Origin of the sequence: Shewanella decolorationis (assembly GCF_004354305.1) — a bacterium.
Lineage (GTDB): Bacteria > Pseudomonadota > Gammaproteobacteria > Enterobacterales > Shewanellaceae > Shewanella > Shewanella decolorationis.
Genome location: NZ_CP037898.1, coordinates 1233878 through 1249336 on the forward strand (window position 1 = coordinate 1233878; position 15459 = coordinate 1249336).

General features: G+C 48.5%; 17 protein-coding genes. 11 read left to right on the forward strand and 6 right to left on the reverse strand.

All coding sequences use genetic code 11. The annotated features are described in order from the left end of the window. Nucleotides 1–53: 53 nt before the first annotated feature. Together EYR25_RS05520 and EYR25_RS05525 are read right to left on the reverse strand one after the other, a co-directional pair. Nucleotides 54–506, reverse strand: a complete 453-nt coding sequence (locus EYR25_RS05520) for a hypothetical protein (RefSeq protein ID WP_039977784.1) — start codon at nt 504–506, stop codon at nt 54–56. Next, nucleotides 466–1248, reverse strand: a complete 783-nt coding sequence (locus tag EYR25_RS05525; protein ID WP_023266497.1) for an AAA family ATPase — start codon at nt 1246–1248, stop codon at nt 466–468. Before EYR25_RS05525 ends, EYR25_RS05520 begins: the two co-directional genes overlap by 41 nt. A gap of 530 nt (nt 1249–1778) precedes the next feature. On the opposite strand from EYR25_RS05525, the gene EYR25_RS05530 reads away from it, so the two are divergent. From EYR25_RS05530 to EYR25_RS05550, 5 genes are all read left to right on the forward strand, one after another. After that, on the forward strand, nt 1779–2237 hold the full coding sequence (locus tag EYR25_RS05530) for a GNAT family N-acetyltransferase (protein ID WP_133178782.1): 459 nt from the start codon (nt 1779–1781) through the stop codon (nt 2235–2237). A 148-nt stretch (nt 2238–2385) separates the two neighbouring features. Next, complete coding sequence (locus tag EYR25_RS05535) at nt 2386–2595, forward strand: DUF3820 family protein (protein ID WP_011622004.1); 210 nt, start codon at nt 2386–2388, stop codon at nt 2593–2595. Between the two features lie 127 nt (nt 2596–2722). Then, entirely contained in the window at nt 2723–3025 is a 303-nt protein-coding gene (locus EYR25_RS05540; RefSeq protein ID WP_133178783.1) for an NrfJ, read from the forward strand. A 159-nt stretch (nt 3026–3184) separates the two neighbouring features. Next, nucleotides 3185–3706, forward strand: coding sequence for a GNAT family N-acetyltransferase (locus EYR25_RS05545; protein WP_133178784.1), 522 nt, complete (start codon nt 3185–3187; stop codon nt 3704–3706). A gap of 63 nt (nt 3707–3769) precedes the next feature. After that, nucleotides 3770–4300 carry a GNAT family N-acetyltransferase gene (locus EYR25_RS05550; protein ID WP_133178785.1) on the forward strand — a complete coding sequence of 177 codons (531 nt, stop codon included), beginning with the start codon at nt 3770–3772 and terminating at the stop codon, nt 4298–4300. 88 nt (nt 4301–4388) lie between these two features. Here the strand turns inward: EYR25_RS05550 and EYR25_RS05555 are convergent, their stop codons facing one another. Together EYR25_RS05555 and EYR25_RS05560 are read right to left on the reverse strand one after the other, a co-directional pair. Beyond that, complete coding sequence (locus EYR25_RS05555) at nt 4389–5084, reverse strand: pirin family protein (RefSeq protein ID WP_039977781.1); 696 nt, start codon at nt 5082–5084, stop codon at nt 4389–4391. A gap of 10 nt (nt 5085–5094) precedes the next feature. Beyond that, the gene (locus tag EYR25_RS05560; protein WP_023266491.1) at nt 5095–5538 is read right to left on the reverse strand and encodes a DoxX family protein; all 444 of its coding nucleotides are present in this window, start codon (nt 5536–5538) and stop codon (nt 5095–5097) included. A gap of 161 nt (nt 5539–5699) precedes the next feature. Here EYR25_RS05560 and EYR25_RS05565 point away from each other — a divergent pair, with 161 nt between their 5' ends. Beyond that, complete coding sequence (locus EYR25_RS05565) at nt 5700–6593, forward strand: LysR family transcriptional regulator (RefSeq protein WP_133178786.1); 894 nt, start codon at nt 5700–5702, stop codon at nt 6591–6593. Between the two features lie 108 nt (nt 6594–6701). On the opposite strand, the gene EYR25_RS05570 is transcribed toward EYR25_RS05565, so the two are convergent. Continuing rightward, the gene (locus EYR25_RS05570) at nt 6702–8453 is read right to left on the reverse strand and encodes a bifunctional metallophosphatase/5'-nucleotidase (protein WP_133178787.1); all 1752 of its coding nucleotides are present in this window, start codon (nt 8451–8453) and stop codon (nt 6702–6704) included. A gap of 97 nt (nt 8454–8550) precedes the next feature. Further along, nucleotides 8551–9642 (reverse strand): CNNM domain-containing protein, encoded by a 1092-nt coding sequence (locus EYR25_RS05575; protein ID WP_133178788.1) that lies wholly within the window; start codon nt 9640–9642, stop codon nt 8551–8553. Between the two features lie 144 nt (nt 9643–9786). Here EYR25_RS05575 and rlmN point away from each other — a divergent pair, with 144 nt between their 5' ends. The 5 genes from rlmN (at nt 9787) to hisS (ending at nt 15448) form a co-directional block, all read left to right on the forward strand. Then, nucleotides 9787–10908, forward strand: a complete 1122-nt coding sequence (gene rlmN / locus EYR25_RS05580) for a dual-specificity RNA methyltransferase RlmN (protein WP_023266487.1) — start codon at nt 9787–9789, stop codon at nt 10906–10908. A 32-nt stretch (nt 10909–10940) separates the two neighbouring features. Beyond that, nucleotides 10941–11729, forward strand: a complete 789-nt coding sequence (gene pilW / locus EYR25_RS05585; RefSeq protein ID WP_023266486.1) for a type IV pilus biogenesis/stability protein PilW — start codon at nt 10941–10943, stop codon at nt 11727–11729. After that, nucleotides 11726–12853 carry a RodZ domain-containing protein gene (locus tag EYR25_RS05590; protein WP_133178789.1) on the forward strand — a complete coding sequence of 376 codons (1128 nt, stop codon included), beginning with the start codon at nt 11726–11728 and terminating at the stop codon, nt 12851–12853. Before pilW ends, EYR25_RS05590 begins: the two co-directional genes overlap by 4 nt. Nucleotides 12854–12895: 42 nt before the next feature. Next, entirely contained in the window at nt 12896–14011 is a 1116-nt protein-coding gene (gene ispG / locus EYR25_RS05595) for a flavodoxin-dependent (E)-4-hydroxy-3-methylbut-2-enyl-diphosphate synthase (protein WP_133178790.1), read from the forward strand. Between the two features lie 159 nt (nt 14012–14170). After that, the gene (gene hisS, locus EYR25_RS05600; protein WP_011716313.1) at nt 14171–15448 is read left to right on the forward strand and encodes a histidine--tRNA ligase; all 1278 of its coding nucleotides are present in this window, start codon (nt 14171–14173) and stop codon (nt 15446–15448) included. Nucleotides 15449–15459 lie beyond the last annotated feature (11 nt).

A 15459-nucleotide genomic window follows, 5' to 3' on the forward strand; every position in this document is an offset into this window, starting at 1 on the left:
ACGGTGACCTAATCAATGTGGATCACCGGAAAAGGGTGGGAGATAGCGCGGTACTATGATTTTTTTATCTGTTGCTCGCGCATCTGCCGCAAGGCGGTTGGCAAAGCATAGTGTTGTTCAATTAAAAAACGGATCAATTTAGATTTGGAAATGTCACTTTCTTCAGAGAGCTTGGCTAAATGGCTGATTGCCGCTTCACTCAACGAAAACGTGGCTTTGCGGTAATGCGGCCGTTCGTCGTCAGTCGTGGCATCAAGGGGGCTTGATGCCGTTTGCGGCCGATGCAAAGTCACCACATTGGAAGTATCTAACTTGACTTCAAGTGGTGCGACTTCAAGCGGTAATTCTTTCACTAGCTCCATCGCCGCTACTGAACTGCCCGTGCTTGGAATATGACTTTCTCCCATGGCATAGAGGGTCGCGGCATCAATAAACTCATCAAGGGAGAGGGGCTGTACGCCTCCCCTAGATGGCATAGCGTTTTTCTTGAGGTCGCTGAGTCCCATATTGTCCTCTCAGATGGTTTGGCTGAGGTTGATTGATAGCGGCACGATGCGCGGCCATTGGTGTACTTGATCTGAGTAAGGCCGTTAATGAGGCGGCGCAGTCCACTTGGAACATTTCGCAGGCGATAGCACGGATTTCGGCGGCGGCTTTGCCCTTTGGTTCTATCTCGATAACAGATAACCCTGACTCTTCGCTATCATCATAGATATTACGGCTATAGGTGATCGCATCTAATACATTGATATCGTAAGTTTTGCAGACCTCTTTGGCCTCTAAAATTCGATTGGCTTGGTTAGGCAGGTTAGGGCATTGGGTAATAACAAAGGAGGCGTGCAATTTAGGGTTAATCATCTTACAAGTCGCGACGATATCATCCATATGACTCACGGTTTTCAAGTCGCGGCGTTTTGGTCGCAGTGGCATTAAGATATGAGATGCTACCGACATAGTAGCCCTTAACGCTAGGTTATCTTGGCCGCCACAGTCAACAATCACAAAGTCATAATGCTGCTCTAAGCTCAAGAGATCATTGCGGATTTTTCCGTAAAGTTGCACGCAGTTGATGCTGGCAAGTTTTGGGTTGTTGTTTCTGGCTTGGATCCAATCGGATGTGGTTCGCTGTGGATCGCAATCCACCATGATGACAGAGGCACCACATTCAGTGGTGAGAAATACTGCGATATTTTGTGCTAGGCAACTCTTACCGCTGCCGCCTTTTTCGCCGCCGACTAACACTATCATGACGAATTCCTCAATGCTTAGGGTATCACTTGGGCGGTTGTTGTAATCATCGAGCTTTACCGCACCTTGTTGTTAGAAATGAATGTAAACCCTATGTTAACTTCGGTCAATTAGCTGATTTTTGACACTTTTTTATAAAATGTCGCGTGATTAATATTTGACGTTACAGTGACGGGTGCCGTTAATTTGACTCTTATCAGACGAAAGGATGAATAAGGCTGATTGTTGGTTAATATTATGATTTTTAATGGGTTTGTACTTTATTGACTTGTAAGATGTTGAGGTGAGCTAGGTCAGTTTAGAAGTATTGAGCTATCTGGCTGATGGTGCATATTTCATTTTTGAAGATGGTTTTTAGTTTTTATTCTTAAATATTATCGAAACACTGAGTGTTGGTTGCTGTTTTTCAGTCGAAAGTTGTCTTGCTGCTGCGCTTTATGTCATCAAATTGCCACTTAATTCGGTTAGGATTTTCCTATTATGCCGTCTAATCACCTTGATTTTTCTACCATTCGTGAAGGGATGCCAAAATGGATATTAAAATGCTTATGCCTATTGAATTTGAGTTGGTTGAATCTGCACCTTTGTTTCATGAGTTGCTGAATCTACGCGATGCGGCGGGGTATCCTTCTATCGGCGTTGAGATGGCGGATGGGCATCCGCTACAGCCTTTATATTGGGTCTCTATTCGTCTAACGGCTGAGCAACAAAAAAATACCTCCGCCTTAGTGGCAGCCGCTTGCGTATATGGTGATAGGGCTAACCATCTGGCGATTGAGGATTTTATTGTCTTACCTGAATATCGCCATGTGGGGCTGGCCAAAATAATGTTAGAGCGAGTCATGGCCTTTGTGGATGAACATGCAGGTCAAGGTACTTGTGTGAGCATTAACGCCCACGGGGAGGAAGAAAGGCTCTGCATTGAGTACGGTTTTGAGCATTCGCATTGTGCCAATCTTGGGCCGAATCTGCGTAAAATCTACGCTTGATGGATTACCAACCAAGGGCGAGCCTATGGCTTGCCCTTATTCTATTTAGCCGTCGTCGTACTTTAGGCGACATTAGCATAGGCATTCATTGGGCAATAGGGTAGCATCCTGCATCTAGTCTTCTGTCTAAGTTAAAGCTAATACCTCCATGGATCAACAACAGCTTATCGATGCCGTAAATCAGGTGATGCCCTTTGGCAAATATGCTGGCCGCCGCTTACTCGAATTACCCGAACCTTATTTAGTGTGGTTTCATCAACAGGGATTTCCAAAGGGAAAATTAGGGGAGCAGTTAGCGCTGATTTATGAGGTAAAACTCAATGGCCTCGAGGGCATGTTAAAACCGCTATTGAAATGAGTTCCCTACTTGGCGATAAAAATCCTACTTTTGCGATAAGTGTTGTATTTCGTGATAGAGATTGGCGATTTATTACCTATGGCATGTTTTAATGCCGCATATTAGTAAAACACAAGGAACAAAAGGCATGATGGCAAAATTGGTAAAATTAGCGGCTGCGGCAACATTAGCGTTAGGAATGTCAAGTGCTTGGGCACAGGGCGTCGTTCATGAAGGTACAGTTGTGGATACCATGAATGGCGGCGGCTATACCTATGTACAAATTAAAGAGGCTGACAACACGTTTTGGGCTGCCGGCCCAGAAGCTGAAGTCAAGAAAGGCGACAAAGTGGCCGTGGTAGAGCAAATGTGGATGAATCAATTCACCAGCAAAACCTTAAACCGCACCTTCGACAAGCTGTTGTTTGTTGGTCAAATCGAGAAGAAATAATCTCGGTCTGTATAGATGATTACCAAGAATCATTAAACCGCCTCGCCTTGTCGAGGCGGTTTTGTTTTCAGCATTTACTCTTCCATACATATCTAGGCTATCACTCGTTGGTAAAGCGCGGCAAAATAGGTTGATAAGTTCAAGCTTGGTCGATAAATCGTGTCAGTTCCTTTACAAGCCAAAAAGCAAATTGAAGTCATACCTTATCAGCGCTCTTATGCCCGAGCGGTGAGTGAGCTTTTTCATTACTGTGTGCGTCAAATACAACATGAGCGTTATAACGCCGCCCAGCTTAACGCTTGGTCGCAGGCGCCCCGTTCGAGTCAGCATTGGCATTTACGCTTAAGTCGTTCCCAGGCTTGGATTATTTTGGTGACAGATGCCGCGAGCTTATCTAAGATTTGTGTAGGTTTTATCAATGTCGAAACGGATTTTCACCATAAAGGATATATAGATAGCCTCTATATTCATCCCGATTGGCAACGGCAGGGGCTGGGGGAGCGAGCTTATCGACAGCTCGAACTGTGGGCGAGGGAGCTGGGGTATAGTCAATTGAGTGCCGATGCGTCTTATCTTTCCCGCGGGCTGTTTATTAAGCTCGGATTTGTCCAGCAGCAGCGCAGCTATCAACAAAAACTTGGCCAAGTGTTGCCGAGTTTTTATATGACTAAAAAACTGTAACTGAATGGGAATACACTGCCTGTGTGCCCATTGGTCATGATCAACCCATAGGAGTGGACTCCAATGCAGATACGCTTATTTTCTCCTGCGGACGTGGCACAGGTGGCGGCGGTATTTAACGCCAGTGTGATGGAGGGCGCGCAGGAATATTACTCGCTTACCGAACGTTTGGCTTGGGCGCAAAACCAAGGTGAGGCGCGAAGTGATGCCTACTGGCTGGCTAAGTTAGAAGACACCACCACTTGGGTTGCACTTGAAGACGATAAGCTAGTCGGCTTTATCAGTTTAAGGTTGTGCCCCGATAAAGAGCTTGATTGCTTAGTCGGCGAAGTTGATTGTCTGTTTGTTCATCCTGAATATGGTCGTGCTGGTGTAGCGACACATTTATACTTGGCTCTACTCGAAGAGGCCAAAAGCCTTAATCTTAAACGGCTTACTGTTGAAGCTTCCTATCAGGCGCGCCCTTTCTTTGAGAAACAGGGCTTTAATTGCATTCGCCGAAATGAACTACGTCGCTATCTGACCGCCGAAGATAAACAAAACGACAGGGCGCAGGTGTTAGTGAACTTTAGTTTGATTATGTCCTTATCATAGGTTCGCGCTCGAAGAGACTACTCATACGCAAAGTAATAAAAAAACCGCCTCGTTTCCTTGGCGGTTTTTTATTGGTCAGTAAGCATCATCAGGCTAAGTCAAACACCAATGCTGTGACTGGGCTGTCAGTGGCGCTAAATCTAACCACTTCTTCGGCGGTGATATGTGCGCCATCTCCAGGGGTGAGCACTTGGTCATTGACCTTAAGCGTACCTTCCACCAGTTGCACATAAAGCTGACGCTGTGGCTTAAGCCGTGGCATCTGTACTTGCTCTTGCGGTGCCAGCATTAGGCGATACAAGGTTGCATCTTGCTGCACTTTTAAGGTGCCATTTTCACCCGTTGGGGTGACCACGGCGGTCAGCGCCGAGGTTTGCTCGAAGGCCTTTTGCTGATAACCCGCATCAATCCCTAAGGTGTCTGGTTGGATCCAGATCTGCAAAAAGTGCAGAGACTCAGTGTTTGATGCATTAAACTCGCTGTGATAAATCCCTTTACCGGCGGACATTAACTGGAACTCACCCGCTGGTAAGGTCTTAACATTACCAAAGCTGTCCTTATGGGCTATGGTGCCTGAAATCACATAACTGATGATTTCCATATCTTTATGGCCATGGGTTTCAAACCCGGCGCCCGGCGCGACTCTGTCATCGTTAATGACTCGTAGGGAAGACACGCCCATATGCTGCGGATCGTAGTAGCTGGCAAACGAGAAGGTATGTTGGCTCTTTAACCAGCCTAAATCAGCCTGCCCACGGTCCTGCGCTTTACGTATACGGATCATCATTTCCTCCTTATTTTAAGCGTGCGGCTAATAGGTTGTCGGCACTGAGTTTACCCGCACCTGACACGGCCAGAGACGCAGTAGCGGCTAACAGGGCTAAACCAAATTCATAACCGTTATTGCTGAGGAACAGACCGTTACCAATGTGGACCGAGAAAATCGCGACCACCATAGTAAAGGACAACACCAGTGCGGTTGGGCGAGTCAGTAAACCGATAATGATCAGCAAGCCACCAAAGAATTCGCTCGAGCCCGCCATCAGCGCCATTAAGTAGCCAGGGGTTAAGCCGATGGAGGCCATCCATTGTCCTGTACCTTCTAGGCCGTAGCCGCCAAACCAGCCGAAGAGTTTTTGCGAGCCGTGGGCCATGAGGATAATCCCGATAGGAATACGCAGGGCCAATGGGGCGAAACTTGGGGCAGAGGTCAGTAATTTTGTGATAAGTGCTTTCATGGGATGTTCCTTAATTCAAATTTTTTAACTATGTCGTTAATGGGGGACGGTCGAGATTTAGCTCAATCTCTCCATTGGTTTACAGTCTAGACTTGACCTTTAAGAAAGAAAATCGGAACATTTTCAAAGTATATTTCAAAAAAATTGAATATGGAGCGGTTATGTTGCCAGTGATGAGTCTCGATGGATTGATAGTGCTCGATGCTATTGATAAGAAAGGCAGTTTTTCGGCTGCGGCTGAATCCTTATTCCGAGTGCCATCGGCGCTGACCTACACAGTACAGAAATTAGAGAGCGACTTAGGGGTAAAATTATTTGAACGTAAGGGCCAGCGCGCCGAGCTGACCTTAGTTGGCCAACTGGTATTACGCCAAGGGCGGGAGATTTTAGCCGCCACCGCTAGGCTTGAAGAGGCGGTTCGGCAACTCGAAACGGGCTGGGAGTCGGCATTAACCTTAGCCATAGACACTGTAGTGCCCGATTTACCACTGCTTAAACTGATTGCTGAATTTACCGAGTTAGGTAAACAGGTGACTATTAATATCACCGAGGAATCATTGGGTGGCGGTTGGGATGCACTGTATTCGGGCCGCGCCGATATTGCCATTGGGGTTACGGGAGAGTTGCCTAAGGGACAATATCACTTAGTCGAAATCGGCATGCTTGAATTCGTGTTCGCTCTAGCGCCTCATCACCCCTTAGCACAGTTTGACCATCCCATCCCGACCGAAGCCCTGTTGCAATTTCCCTCCGTGGTGGTGGCCGACAGCTCAACGGCGCTCGCGCAGCGCTCCAGTGGATTGTTTGATAGTCGCCAAGTTATTCGTGTGCCAAACATGCAGACCAAGATTAAAGCCCAGCAGCTTGGGCTGGGTGTAGGTTATCTTCCCAAGCATTTGATCCGCGAAGAACTCGCTTCAGGCACATTAGTCGCGTGTCAGGTTGAGATCCCAAGACCGGCGCAGCCAGTGTTTCTCGCATGGCGCAAGGGGAGTCAAGGCAAAGCGCAGGCGTGGTTTGCCGAGCGTTTACCCCATTGCGACTGGTTGTTTTAGTGAGGTGTAAAGAGCAAGTATTGATAGTGGATTGAGTGAATCACAGTACTTAACCTTTCGGCTAAGTACTGTGATTGATAAAGAGGATAGAGGTTTGTGGCAGTGCGCTTACACTGAACGCTTCAAATGGCTGGTGTAATGCACATGTGGGGAGAGCAAATCCGCTAAATTAGGATTGGGCGCTCGATTGAGGAAGCGAATAAAGGCCTGAGGTAGAGTGAGCGTCTCAATCGATTCCTGCCAGCGCGCCTGTAACAGTGGGTGATAACCTTCTTTCCCTGCGGCGGTATAAGAGGTCGAAACCCCCACATAGAGTGCATCGGGCTGTACTGGATACCAGAGCGATAAGCCATCCTGCTGCATCATTTCAAGCTTGAACAAGCGCTCCCCCATTGGGCGTCTGCCATCGTAGTAATAACGCAATCCATAGGTATAGGGGAAGCTGCCCGCCCCCGTGCCGCGCACGCTGTTGTTTGTGGCGGCGTTAATCGCTGATTCCAGCGCTTGGTATAAATACTGGCCTTGGATTTCGTATTTGACCAATGGCAATTCGAAGGGAAGCAACTGGCCTAAAACGTCGGCGAGGGTGAGCCTGCCTTGGGCGACCGATTGCCTTACGCCACCCGCGTTATGCAGGGCAAAGTGGATGCGAGGATCTTCAAGTTTGGCCTCTTGAAACATACTACGGCTCACCCAAGGGGCGATTTCGCTGCCATGGGGTAATGCCTTAGACGGCAGTCTGGTATGCACTAGATTCTTAGGCACAAGGGCTAACACTTTGTTTTCCATCTCGGCAATTGCAGGGCGATAGATATCGTGGATCACGCCGTGAATGTCTTCATCGGCTTCATCCCACAATACATAGGGATGTTCATCAAAGCGTTGCTGTACAGCTTGATAGTCGGTGTCATCCACTTGCTCACTCGAACTCAACATAAACTGTTTATCGAGCATAAAGTAGTTGCCACCATTTAGGCTTATCGCGCGGCCAGCAGCATCAAATTCAATCTCGGCCAAGCCTAAGGTTTCGGCATATTTCCCCGCATGCACTATTGGAGTGCCATGGATGGTTTCACCATAGGGTATATTGCTTAACCCCAAGGCGCTAAAATCGCCCTGTAGGGTATGGGTATGGCCGCCGACGATAAGGCTGATGCCATCGACTTGTTCGGCAAGTCTTTTATCCTGATCTAAACCTAAGTGACTCAGTACGATAATATGCTTGATGCCTTTAGCATGCAGATGCGCGACGGTGCGCGCCGTGGTCGCAATCGCATCGACAAAGTGGGTATCGGGATCGGGTCTGGCGATCTCTTTCATCTGATCCAGTGTAATGCCGATGATGGCGAGCTTTTTGTCGTAGAAGGGCTTTTCGAGGTAGCTGGCAAGCTGGGTTTGTTCATCATAGGCCAGAATATTCGCCACAGTTCGCAGGTTACCCGGCTTGCGGATATCCTCTTGGCTCAAGTCCATATTCCCCGCCAGCAGCGGAAAATCGATTTGCTTGGCAAACTCAGCTAAGCGCGCATTGCCTTCATCAATATCGTGATTACCAATCACCATGGCATCGGGCGCGAGTAAATTCAGCAGATGGGCGTTGGCCTTACCCTTAAAATGGCTGAAATACAGCGTGCCTTGGAAACTATCGCCACCATGCAAAAATAAAAACGGCGTCTTGCTTTGATCTGCTTGCTCACGCGCCTTGCTAATGTGGTAACCAAGGCGTGCATAGCCACCACTGTGGCTGGTGATATCGAGGGATTTAAGCCCCAAATTTACGGAAAAATGGACGCGGCTTGGCTCAAAATTCGAATGGGTATCGTTGATGTGCGCGAGTGAGAGTGTGTATCCCTGTGTCATAACCTACCTCTTTTACGGCGGGAGATTATAACCTTCTCCCCAAAAACAAGAAAGGGAGCCAAGCTCCCTTTACTTTAACAATGGCTAAATAATGTCATTAACCCGAGCGCGCCTCGTCATCTTCGGCGGCGGCTTCGAAGTCGCCATCATCGGAGAGGCGAATGCCTTTTTGCTTCATGCGTTTGGTCCAGAGTTTACGGGCCAATTGCTGCATGTCGGTTGCGGGGTCATTCACATCGACAATTTCTAAGCCAAGTAGCGATTCGATAATATCTTCTTGGGTCACAATACCTTGGCTACTGCCGTATTCGTCAACCACCATCGCAATCTGCGTATTGCGCTTAATCATCCGCTCAAATAACGGTAGGATTTTGGCCGTTTCGGGCACCACAAATAGGCTGCGCTTGAGTTCACCAATCGGTGCGTTAGGGGTATAACGTTCAGCCAGCAAGACATCGGTACGGGTGATGTAGCCGATAATGTCGTCGTGATCCTGATCGTAAACCGGAATGCGCGTAAAAGGTTTGTCGCGATATTCCTGCACAAACTCATTTTGCGTTAGTGACACTGGCAAGGAGAAAATCACGGTACGCGGCGTCATAATCGCCGTCACAGGCACGTCACGCACCTTGAGCATTTGGGTCAAAATTTTAGACTCTTGCTCGTCTAACTCACCGGATTCGTGACCAATCTTGGCCATGGCGCTCATTTCTTGGCGAATGTATTGGCCTTCTTCACCTTTACCTAGCAGGCGAGTCACTTGCTGTGACATCCAAATCAGCGGCTCTGTCACACGCTTCATCCAAGTGATGGCAATCGACACACTTGGGGCTAAACGGCGCCAGTGGTTGGCTCCCACAGATTTAGGAATAATCTCTGAGAAGAATAGGATAATAAAAGTTAACACTCCGGAGAACACGCCGAGCATGTCATCACCAAAAACCTTGGCCGCTTGTGCACCAGCAACGGCGGCACCCACTGTGTGGGCAATGGTGTTTAGGGTCAAAATAGACACGAGAGGCGCTTCGATGTTTTCTTTCAGTTTACGTAACCTTGCGGCCGCGGCACTGTCAGTTTGTTCGAGCGAAGCGATGTAACTAGGGGTAACCGAAAGCAACACTGCTTCGAATACACTGCACAGAAAAGAAACTCCGACAGCGACAAGCACTATAATGGTGAGGGTTAACATATAGGTGGTATTACAACTCCATAATTTAGGCCAACATTGACCCACGCCGATTCTAGCATAGGAGTGTGGAGTTGCTGGCTAAAATTTTTCTGCGTCTGTATAATTCGCCGCCCTGTTGCAGGTTTTGGTGTTGAGGTTAGTCCTATGAGTGAAAAAAAGATCAATTTATTAGACCTTGATCGTAAGGCGATGCGCGCATTATTTGCGGATCTGGGTGAGAAGCCTTTCCGTGCCGATCAGCTGATGAAGTGGATCTATCATTTCGGTGTCAGTGACTTCGAAGAAATGACTAACATCAACAAAGTGTTACGCCAAAAGCTGGCGGCGCGCTGTGAGATTGTGGCGCCTGAGATTTCTAGCTATCAAAAATCTGCTGATGGCACCATTAAGTTCGCCATCCATGTCGGTGAAGGCCAAGAAGTCGAAACCGTATATATTCCAGAGGATGACCGCGCTACCCTGTGTGTGTCTTCTCAAGTGGGCTGCGCCCTCGAATGTACTTTCTGCTCGACCGCACAGCAAGGCTTTAACCGCAACTTAACCGTCTCTGAAATCGTCGGTCAAATTTGGCGTGTTTCCCACTTTTTAGGCTTCGCCAAAGAAACTGGCGAGCGCCCAATCACCAACGTGGTGATGATGGGCATGGGTGAACCACTGCTTAACCTTGCCAACGTGATCCCAGCGATGGATATCATGCTGGACGACTTCGGCTTCAGCTTGTCAAAACGCCGTGTGACCCTGTCAACTTCGGGCGTAGTGCCAGCATTAGATAAACTCGGTGATGCCCTCGATGTGGCGCTCGCCGTGAGTATCCATGCGCCAAACGATGAACTGCGCGATATTCTGGTTCCCGTAAATAAAAAGTATCCATTGCAAGAGTTCCTTGCGGGAATTCGCCGTTACATCGCCAAATCTAACGCTAACCGTGGCCGCGTGACGGTGGAGTATGTGATGCTCGATCACATCAACGACAGCACAGAGCAAGCCCATGAATTAGCTCAATTAATGAAGGATACGCCCTGCAAAGTTAACCTGATTCCATTCAACCCATACCCAGGTTCGCCCTATGGTCGTTCATCGAACTCGCGCATCGACCGTTTTTCCAAAGTATTAATGGAATATGGCTTAACCGTGATTGTACGCAAAACCCGTGGTGATGATATTGACGCGGCCTGTGGACAGTTAGCGGGCGATATTCGCGATCGAACCAAGCGTTTAGCAAAAAAACGCATGCAAGAAAATCAGATTTCGGTCACAATGAATTAACTCTTTGTTTGCACAGATTTATAGGCTTGCCCATGAAGCATGGATTGTCAGGGTTATCATTAGCAATTGCCCTGTCATTATTAGTGACAGGATGCGTAACCGAGCGTACCTATTCAGGGACTGATATTCCCGTGTCGGAGCGAAAACTCGATAAAGTCGCCGCCGCACGGGAGCGTATGCAGCTCGGTTTAACCTACCTTAATCGAGGTAACTCGGAACAAGCCAAATACAATCTTGATAAAGCAATCGAATATGCGCCAGAGCTAGAAGATGTGCACGTGGCCATGGCCTATTACTATCAAACCGTTGGCGATTTAGTACGTACCGAACAGGCGTATCAAGACGCTATCAATACTAAGGACGCCTCTGGCGATTCCATGAATAACTTTGGGGTGTTTTTGTGCCAACAAAAGCAATACGAAAAAGCTGAAAAAATGTTTTTGGCCGCGATAGAAATGCCCAAATATACGCGTACCGCGTCCAGTTACGAGAACTTAGGCATTTGCAGCCGAGACGCGGGACAAACAGAAAAGGCACGACAGTATTTTCAGATGGCGTTAAAGTATGACCCGAGACGCTCGGTGTCTTTACTGGAGCTGGCTGAGCTTGGGGTAGATAAAGGTGATTATGTCGATGCGCAAAACCAATTAGCGCGTTATCACCAAGTGGCAGCCCAGACTCCAGAGAGTTTAACGCTCGGAATAAAAATTGAGCAGGCGTTGAATGATGATGCTGCTATGAAGCGATTTGGCATTTTATTGCTCGCCAAATTCCCAGCATCGCCTCAAGCTAAGCAATACAGAGTTAATTTGCATCAATGAAAGATAACGAAATAAACGCGTCAGTAGAACCAGTTACAGCGAGTGAAGCTGAATCGACGCCTGATGTAACGCTCGGCACAGTACTCAGAACGGCTCGCGAGCAGATGGGCTTAAGCATTGCGGATACCGCGGTGAAGTTGCATCTGCGCCCTGGGATTGTTGAAAATCTCGAAGCCGACGATTTTTCTAATATTTCTTCTTCGACCTATGTTCGCGGATATGTCAAAAACTATGCGCGCATGCTGGGGGTCGACAACACCCTGATTGAGGCATGTCTAGCGCGGCAGGTGCCATTAGTGACTCAGCCTGCCATGCAAAGCTTTTCCCGCAAGACGACCTATCAAGCTCGTGACACTAAACTAAAGTGGCTGAGCTTTTTTATTGTGTTAGTTTTATTGGGTTTGTTCGTGCTGTGGTGGATGCAACGATCCACACTCGTAACCCATGTCGATATCTCCAAACCAACTGCTGAAGAGTTAGCGGCGGCCAATCAAGCGCTGCCGGGTGATGTATTGCTGACGGAAACTGATGCAAGTGCGCTTTTAAGTGAGATTGCGGTTAATGGTTCAATGGCGACCGATGGACCGGTAAAAGATACCGACGAGAGCACTATCGACCCGAATATGAACGATATGGCAGCGATGGAAGCAGAGCAGACGTCTGCCAATTCGGCTGTGAATGCGAGCGAATCTAACAACGTTCTGACGAACAATCCTTCTAACACTGCGCCGAACTTGGCAGCGAGTAATGCCGTTGCTGTTCCAAGCGCTACACAAAACGCCGCGACCAATACCGCCCCAGTGCAGAGCCAAACCGCATCGAATGCACCAGCAGCCAACACTGCGTCGACAGCGCAAGCCATGCCTGTGACCGCAGGGCTGTCGAGCATTACCATTGAGCTCACGGGCGATTGCTGGATCAACATCGTCGATGCTAAGGGCAAAGCGATTGTTGACGGCGTCCGTGGTGCTGGCGCGAATATTCAAGCCAGTGGTGTGCCTCCGTTTAAAGTGATCTTAGGCGCTCCTACTGTCGTGTCCACGTTTACGGTCGATGGTAAAGCCATCAGCCTTGCTGAATTTCCTAAGGGTCGTGTTGCGCGTTTGACTATCCCACAGGTTTAAGTCTGGCGCCTGACGCAGAGTACCGAAAAGAGCGTATTGAGTATGTATAACGAAACACCCATAAAGAGACGTCCTTCAACCCGCATTTATGTGGGCAATGTGCCGATTGGTGATGGTGCGCCGATTGCCGTACAGTCGATGACTAACACTAAGACCACAGATGTTGAGGCAACCGTTGCCCAAATCCGTGCCCTAGAGAAAGTGGGTGCCGATATCGTGCGTGTATCTGTGCCGACCATGGACGCCGCCGAAGCCTTTAAAGTGATTAAGCAATCGGTGTCTGTGCCCTTGGTTGCGGATATCCACTTCGATTACCGTATCGCCTTAAAAGTGGCGGAATATGGTGTGGACTGTTTGCGTATCAACCCGGGCAATATCGGTAACGAAGAGCGTATCCGCAGTGTGGTGGAGTGCGCCCGCGATAAAAATATTCCTATCCGTATTGGGGTGAACGGCGGTTCATTAGAAAAAGATCTGATGGACAAATACAAAGAGCCCACGCCAGAAGCCTTACTCGAATCGGCCATGCGCCATGTGGACATTCTTGACCGTTTGAACTTCGACCAATTTAAGGTCAGCGTAAAAGCCTCCGATGTGTTCTTGGCGGTAGAATCTTATCGTTTATTGGCTAAGCAAATTCGCCAGCCATTGCATTTAGGTATTACCGAAGCGGGTGGCGCCCGTGCCGGTGCGGTGAAGTCGGCGGTTGGCTTAGGCATGCTGCTTGCCGAAGGCATTGGTGATACGCTGCGTATTTCCTTGGCGGCCGACCCGGTGGAAGAAATCAAAGTTGGCTTTGATATCCTAAAGTCACTGCGGATCCGTAGCCGTGGCATTAACTTTATTGCCTGTCCTTCTTGCTCGCGCCAAGAGTTCGATGTGATCAGCACAGTAAATGAATTAGAACGCCGCCTCGAAGATGTGACGACCGCGATGGATGTGTCTATCATCGGCTGTGTGGTCAATGGCCCAGGCGAAGCCTTAGTATCACACATTGGCTTAACGGGTGGACATCGTAAGAGTGGTTACTACGATGAAGGCGAGCGTCAAAAAGAGCGTTTCGACAATGATAACTTAGTCGATTCCCTTGAGGCGAAAATTCGCGCTAAGGCGAGCCAAATGGCTAACCGCATCCAAGTGAAAAACACGACTGAGTAACAGACACAGCCGAATCAACCCATAGGTTAAGCGTTATAAAAACACTCAAGCCTTGAGCTAGACCCCGAAACCGACGGGGTCATTTTACGTTTAGTGTTGAACAGCCTATAATGCCTGACATTTTTTATTAATTTAGCGAAAATCGGACGAGTCGATACAGTGGCAAAACAGATCCAAGCGATTCGCGGAATGAACGACATTCTGCCAACTCAAAGTCCTCTATGGCAAAAAGTGGAAGCGGTACTACGTGCAAGCGTGGCTGCTTATGGTTACAGTGAGATCCGCACTCCAATAGTGGAAAATACCGATCTTTTTAAACGCTCTATCGGTGAAGTGACTGATATTGTTGAAAAAGAAATGTATACCTTCGAGGACCGTAACGGTGACAGTTTAACCCTACGTCCTGAAGGCACCGCCTCAACCGTGCGTGCGGGTAATGAGCATGGTCTGCTCTATAACCAAGAACAACGCCTGTGGTATATGGGCCCAATGTTCCGCCACGAACGTCCGCAAAAAGGTCGTTATCGCCAGTTCCACCAGTTTGGTGTGGAAGTCTACGGCATTGGTAGCGCCGATATTGACGCTGAAGTGTTGATGTTATCGGCCCGCCTATGGGAAAAACTCGGCATTAGCGAGCATGTGACGCTTGAGTTGAACACCTTAGGCGACCCTGCTGAGCGCGCCGCTTACCGTGAAGCCTTGATTGCCTTCTTAGAGCAACACAAGGACAAATTAGACGAAGATAGCCAGCGCCGTATGTACAGCAATCCGCTGCGCGTACTGGACTCGAAAGACCCACAAGTGCAAAGCATTTTAGCTGATGCGCCTGCGTTGATGGATTACTTAGGTGAAGAATCTTCACAACATTTTGCACAATTGCGTGAACTCCTCGACGCGGTTGGCATCCAATACCGAGTTAACCCGCGCTTGGTCCGTGGTTTAGATTACTATAATCGCACGGTTTTTGAATGGGTTACCAATAGCTTAGGCTCTCAAGGTACAGTACTTGCGGGCGGTCGCTACGATGGTTTAGTCGCTCAATTGGGCGGTAAAGATACCCCAGCAGTCGGTTTCGCGATGGGGTTAGAGCGCATTGTGTTGCTGCTTGAAACCTTAGAGCTGACCCAAGATATCCCTGCGGCTGTCGATGTGTATGTCGCGGCGATGGGGGATAGCTGCTTGGTTGAAGCCATTAAAGTGGCGCAGGAGTTACGCTCAACCTTACCGACACTGCGTGTTATGAGCCACTGCGGCGGCGGTAACTTCAAGAAGCAAATTAAGCGTGCCGATAAAAGCGGCGCACAAGTAGCCTTACTCATCGGTGAAGAAGAACTCGCCGAAGGTGTGGTTACCGTTAAATATTTACGCAATGACAACGAACAACAACGGGTCGCTCGAAATGCATTAAGCGCATTTTTAGCTGAACTTACCAAATAAGGGGACGTGCG

Excerpts from the sequence above, each read along its gene's own strand:
- EYR25_RS05590 (WP_133178789.1), top strand. The coding sequence starts at position 11,726 with ATGAAAGATAACGAAATAAACGCGTCAGTAGAACCAGTTACAGCGAGT.
- EYR25_RS05530 (WP_133178782.1), top strand. The coding sequence starts at position 1,779 with ATGGATATTAAAATGCTTATGCCTATTGAATTTGAGTTGGTTGAATCT.
- EYR25_RS05560 (WP_023266491.1), bottom strand. The coding sequence starts at position 5,538 with ATGAAAGCACTTATCACAAAATTACTGACCTCTGCCCCAAGTTTCGCC.
- EYR25_RS05550 (WP_133178785.1), top strand. The coding sequence starts at position 3,770 with ATGCAGATACGCTTATTTTCTCCTGCGGACGTGGCACAGGTGGCGGCG.
- ispG (WP_133178790.1), top strand. The coding sequence starts at position 12,896 with ATGTATAACGAAACACCCATAAAGAGACGTCCTTCAACCCGCATTTAT.
- EYR25_RS05570 (WP_133178787.1), bottom strand. The coding sequence starts at position 8,453 with ATGACACAGGGATACACACTCTCACTCGCGCACATCAACGATACCCAT.
- rlmN (WP_023266487.1), top strand. The coding sequence starts at position 9,787 with ATGAGTGAAAAAAAGATCAATTTATTAGACCTTGATCGTAAGGCGATG.
- EYR25_RS05535 (WP_011622004.1), top strand. The coding sequence starts at position 2,386 with ATGGATCAACAACAGCTTATCGATGCCGTAAATCAGGTGATGCCCTTT.
- EYR25_RS05525 (WP_023266497.1), bottom strand. The coding sequence starts at position 1,248 with ATGATAGTGTTAGTCGGCGGCGAAAAAGGCGGCAGCGGTAAGAGTTGC.
- pilW (WP_023266486.1), top strand. The coding sequence starts at position 10,941 with ATGAAGCATGGATTGTCAGGGTTATCATTAGCAATTGCCCTGTCATTA.
- EYR25_RS05540 (WP_133178783.1), top strand. The coding sequence starts at position 2,723 with ATGATGGCAAAATTGGTAAAATTAGCGGCTGCGGCAACATTAGCGTTA.
- EYR25_RS05565 (WP_133178786.1), top strand. The coding sequence starts at position 5,700 with ATGTTGCCAGTGATGAGTCTCGATGGATTGATAGTGCTCGATGCTATT.
- EYR25_RS05520 (WP_039977784.1), bottom strand. The coding sequence starts at position 506 with ATGGGACTCAGCGACCTCAAGAAAAACGCTATGCCATCTAGGGGAGGC.
- EYR25_RS05575 (WP_133178788.1), bottom strand. The coding sequence starts at position 9,642 with ATGTTAACCCTCACCATTATAGTGCTTGTCGCTGTCGGAGTTTCTTTT.
- EYR25_RS05555 (WP_039977781.1), bottom strand. The coding sequence starts at position 5,084 with ATGATCCGTATACGTAAAGCGCAGGACCGTGGGCAGGCTGATTTAGGC.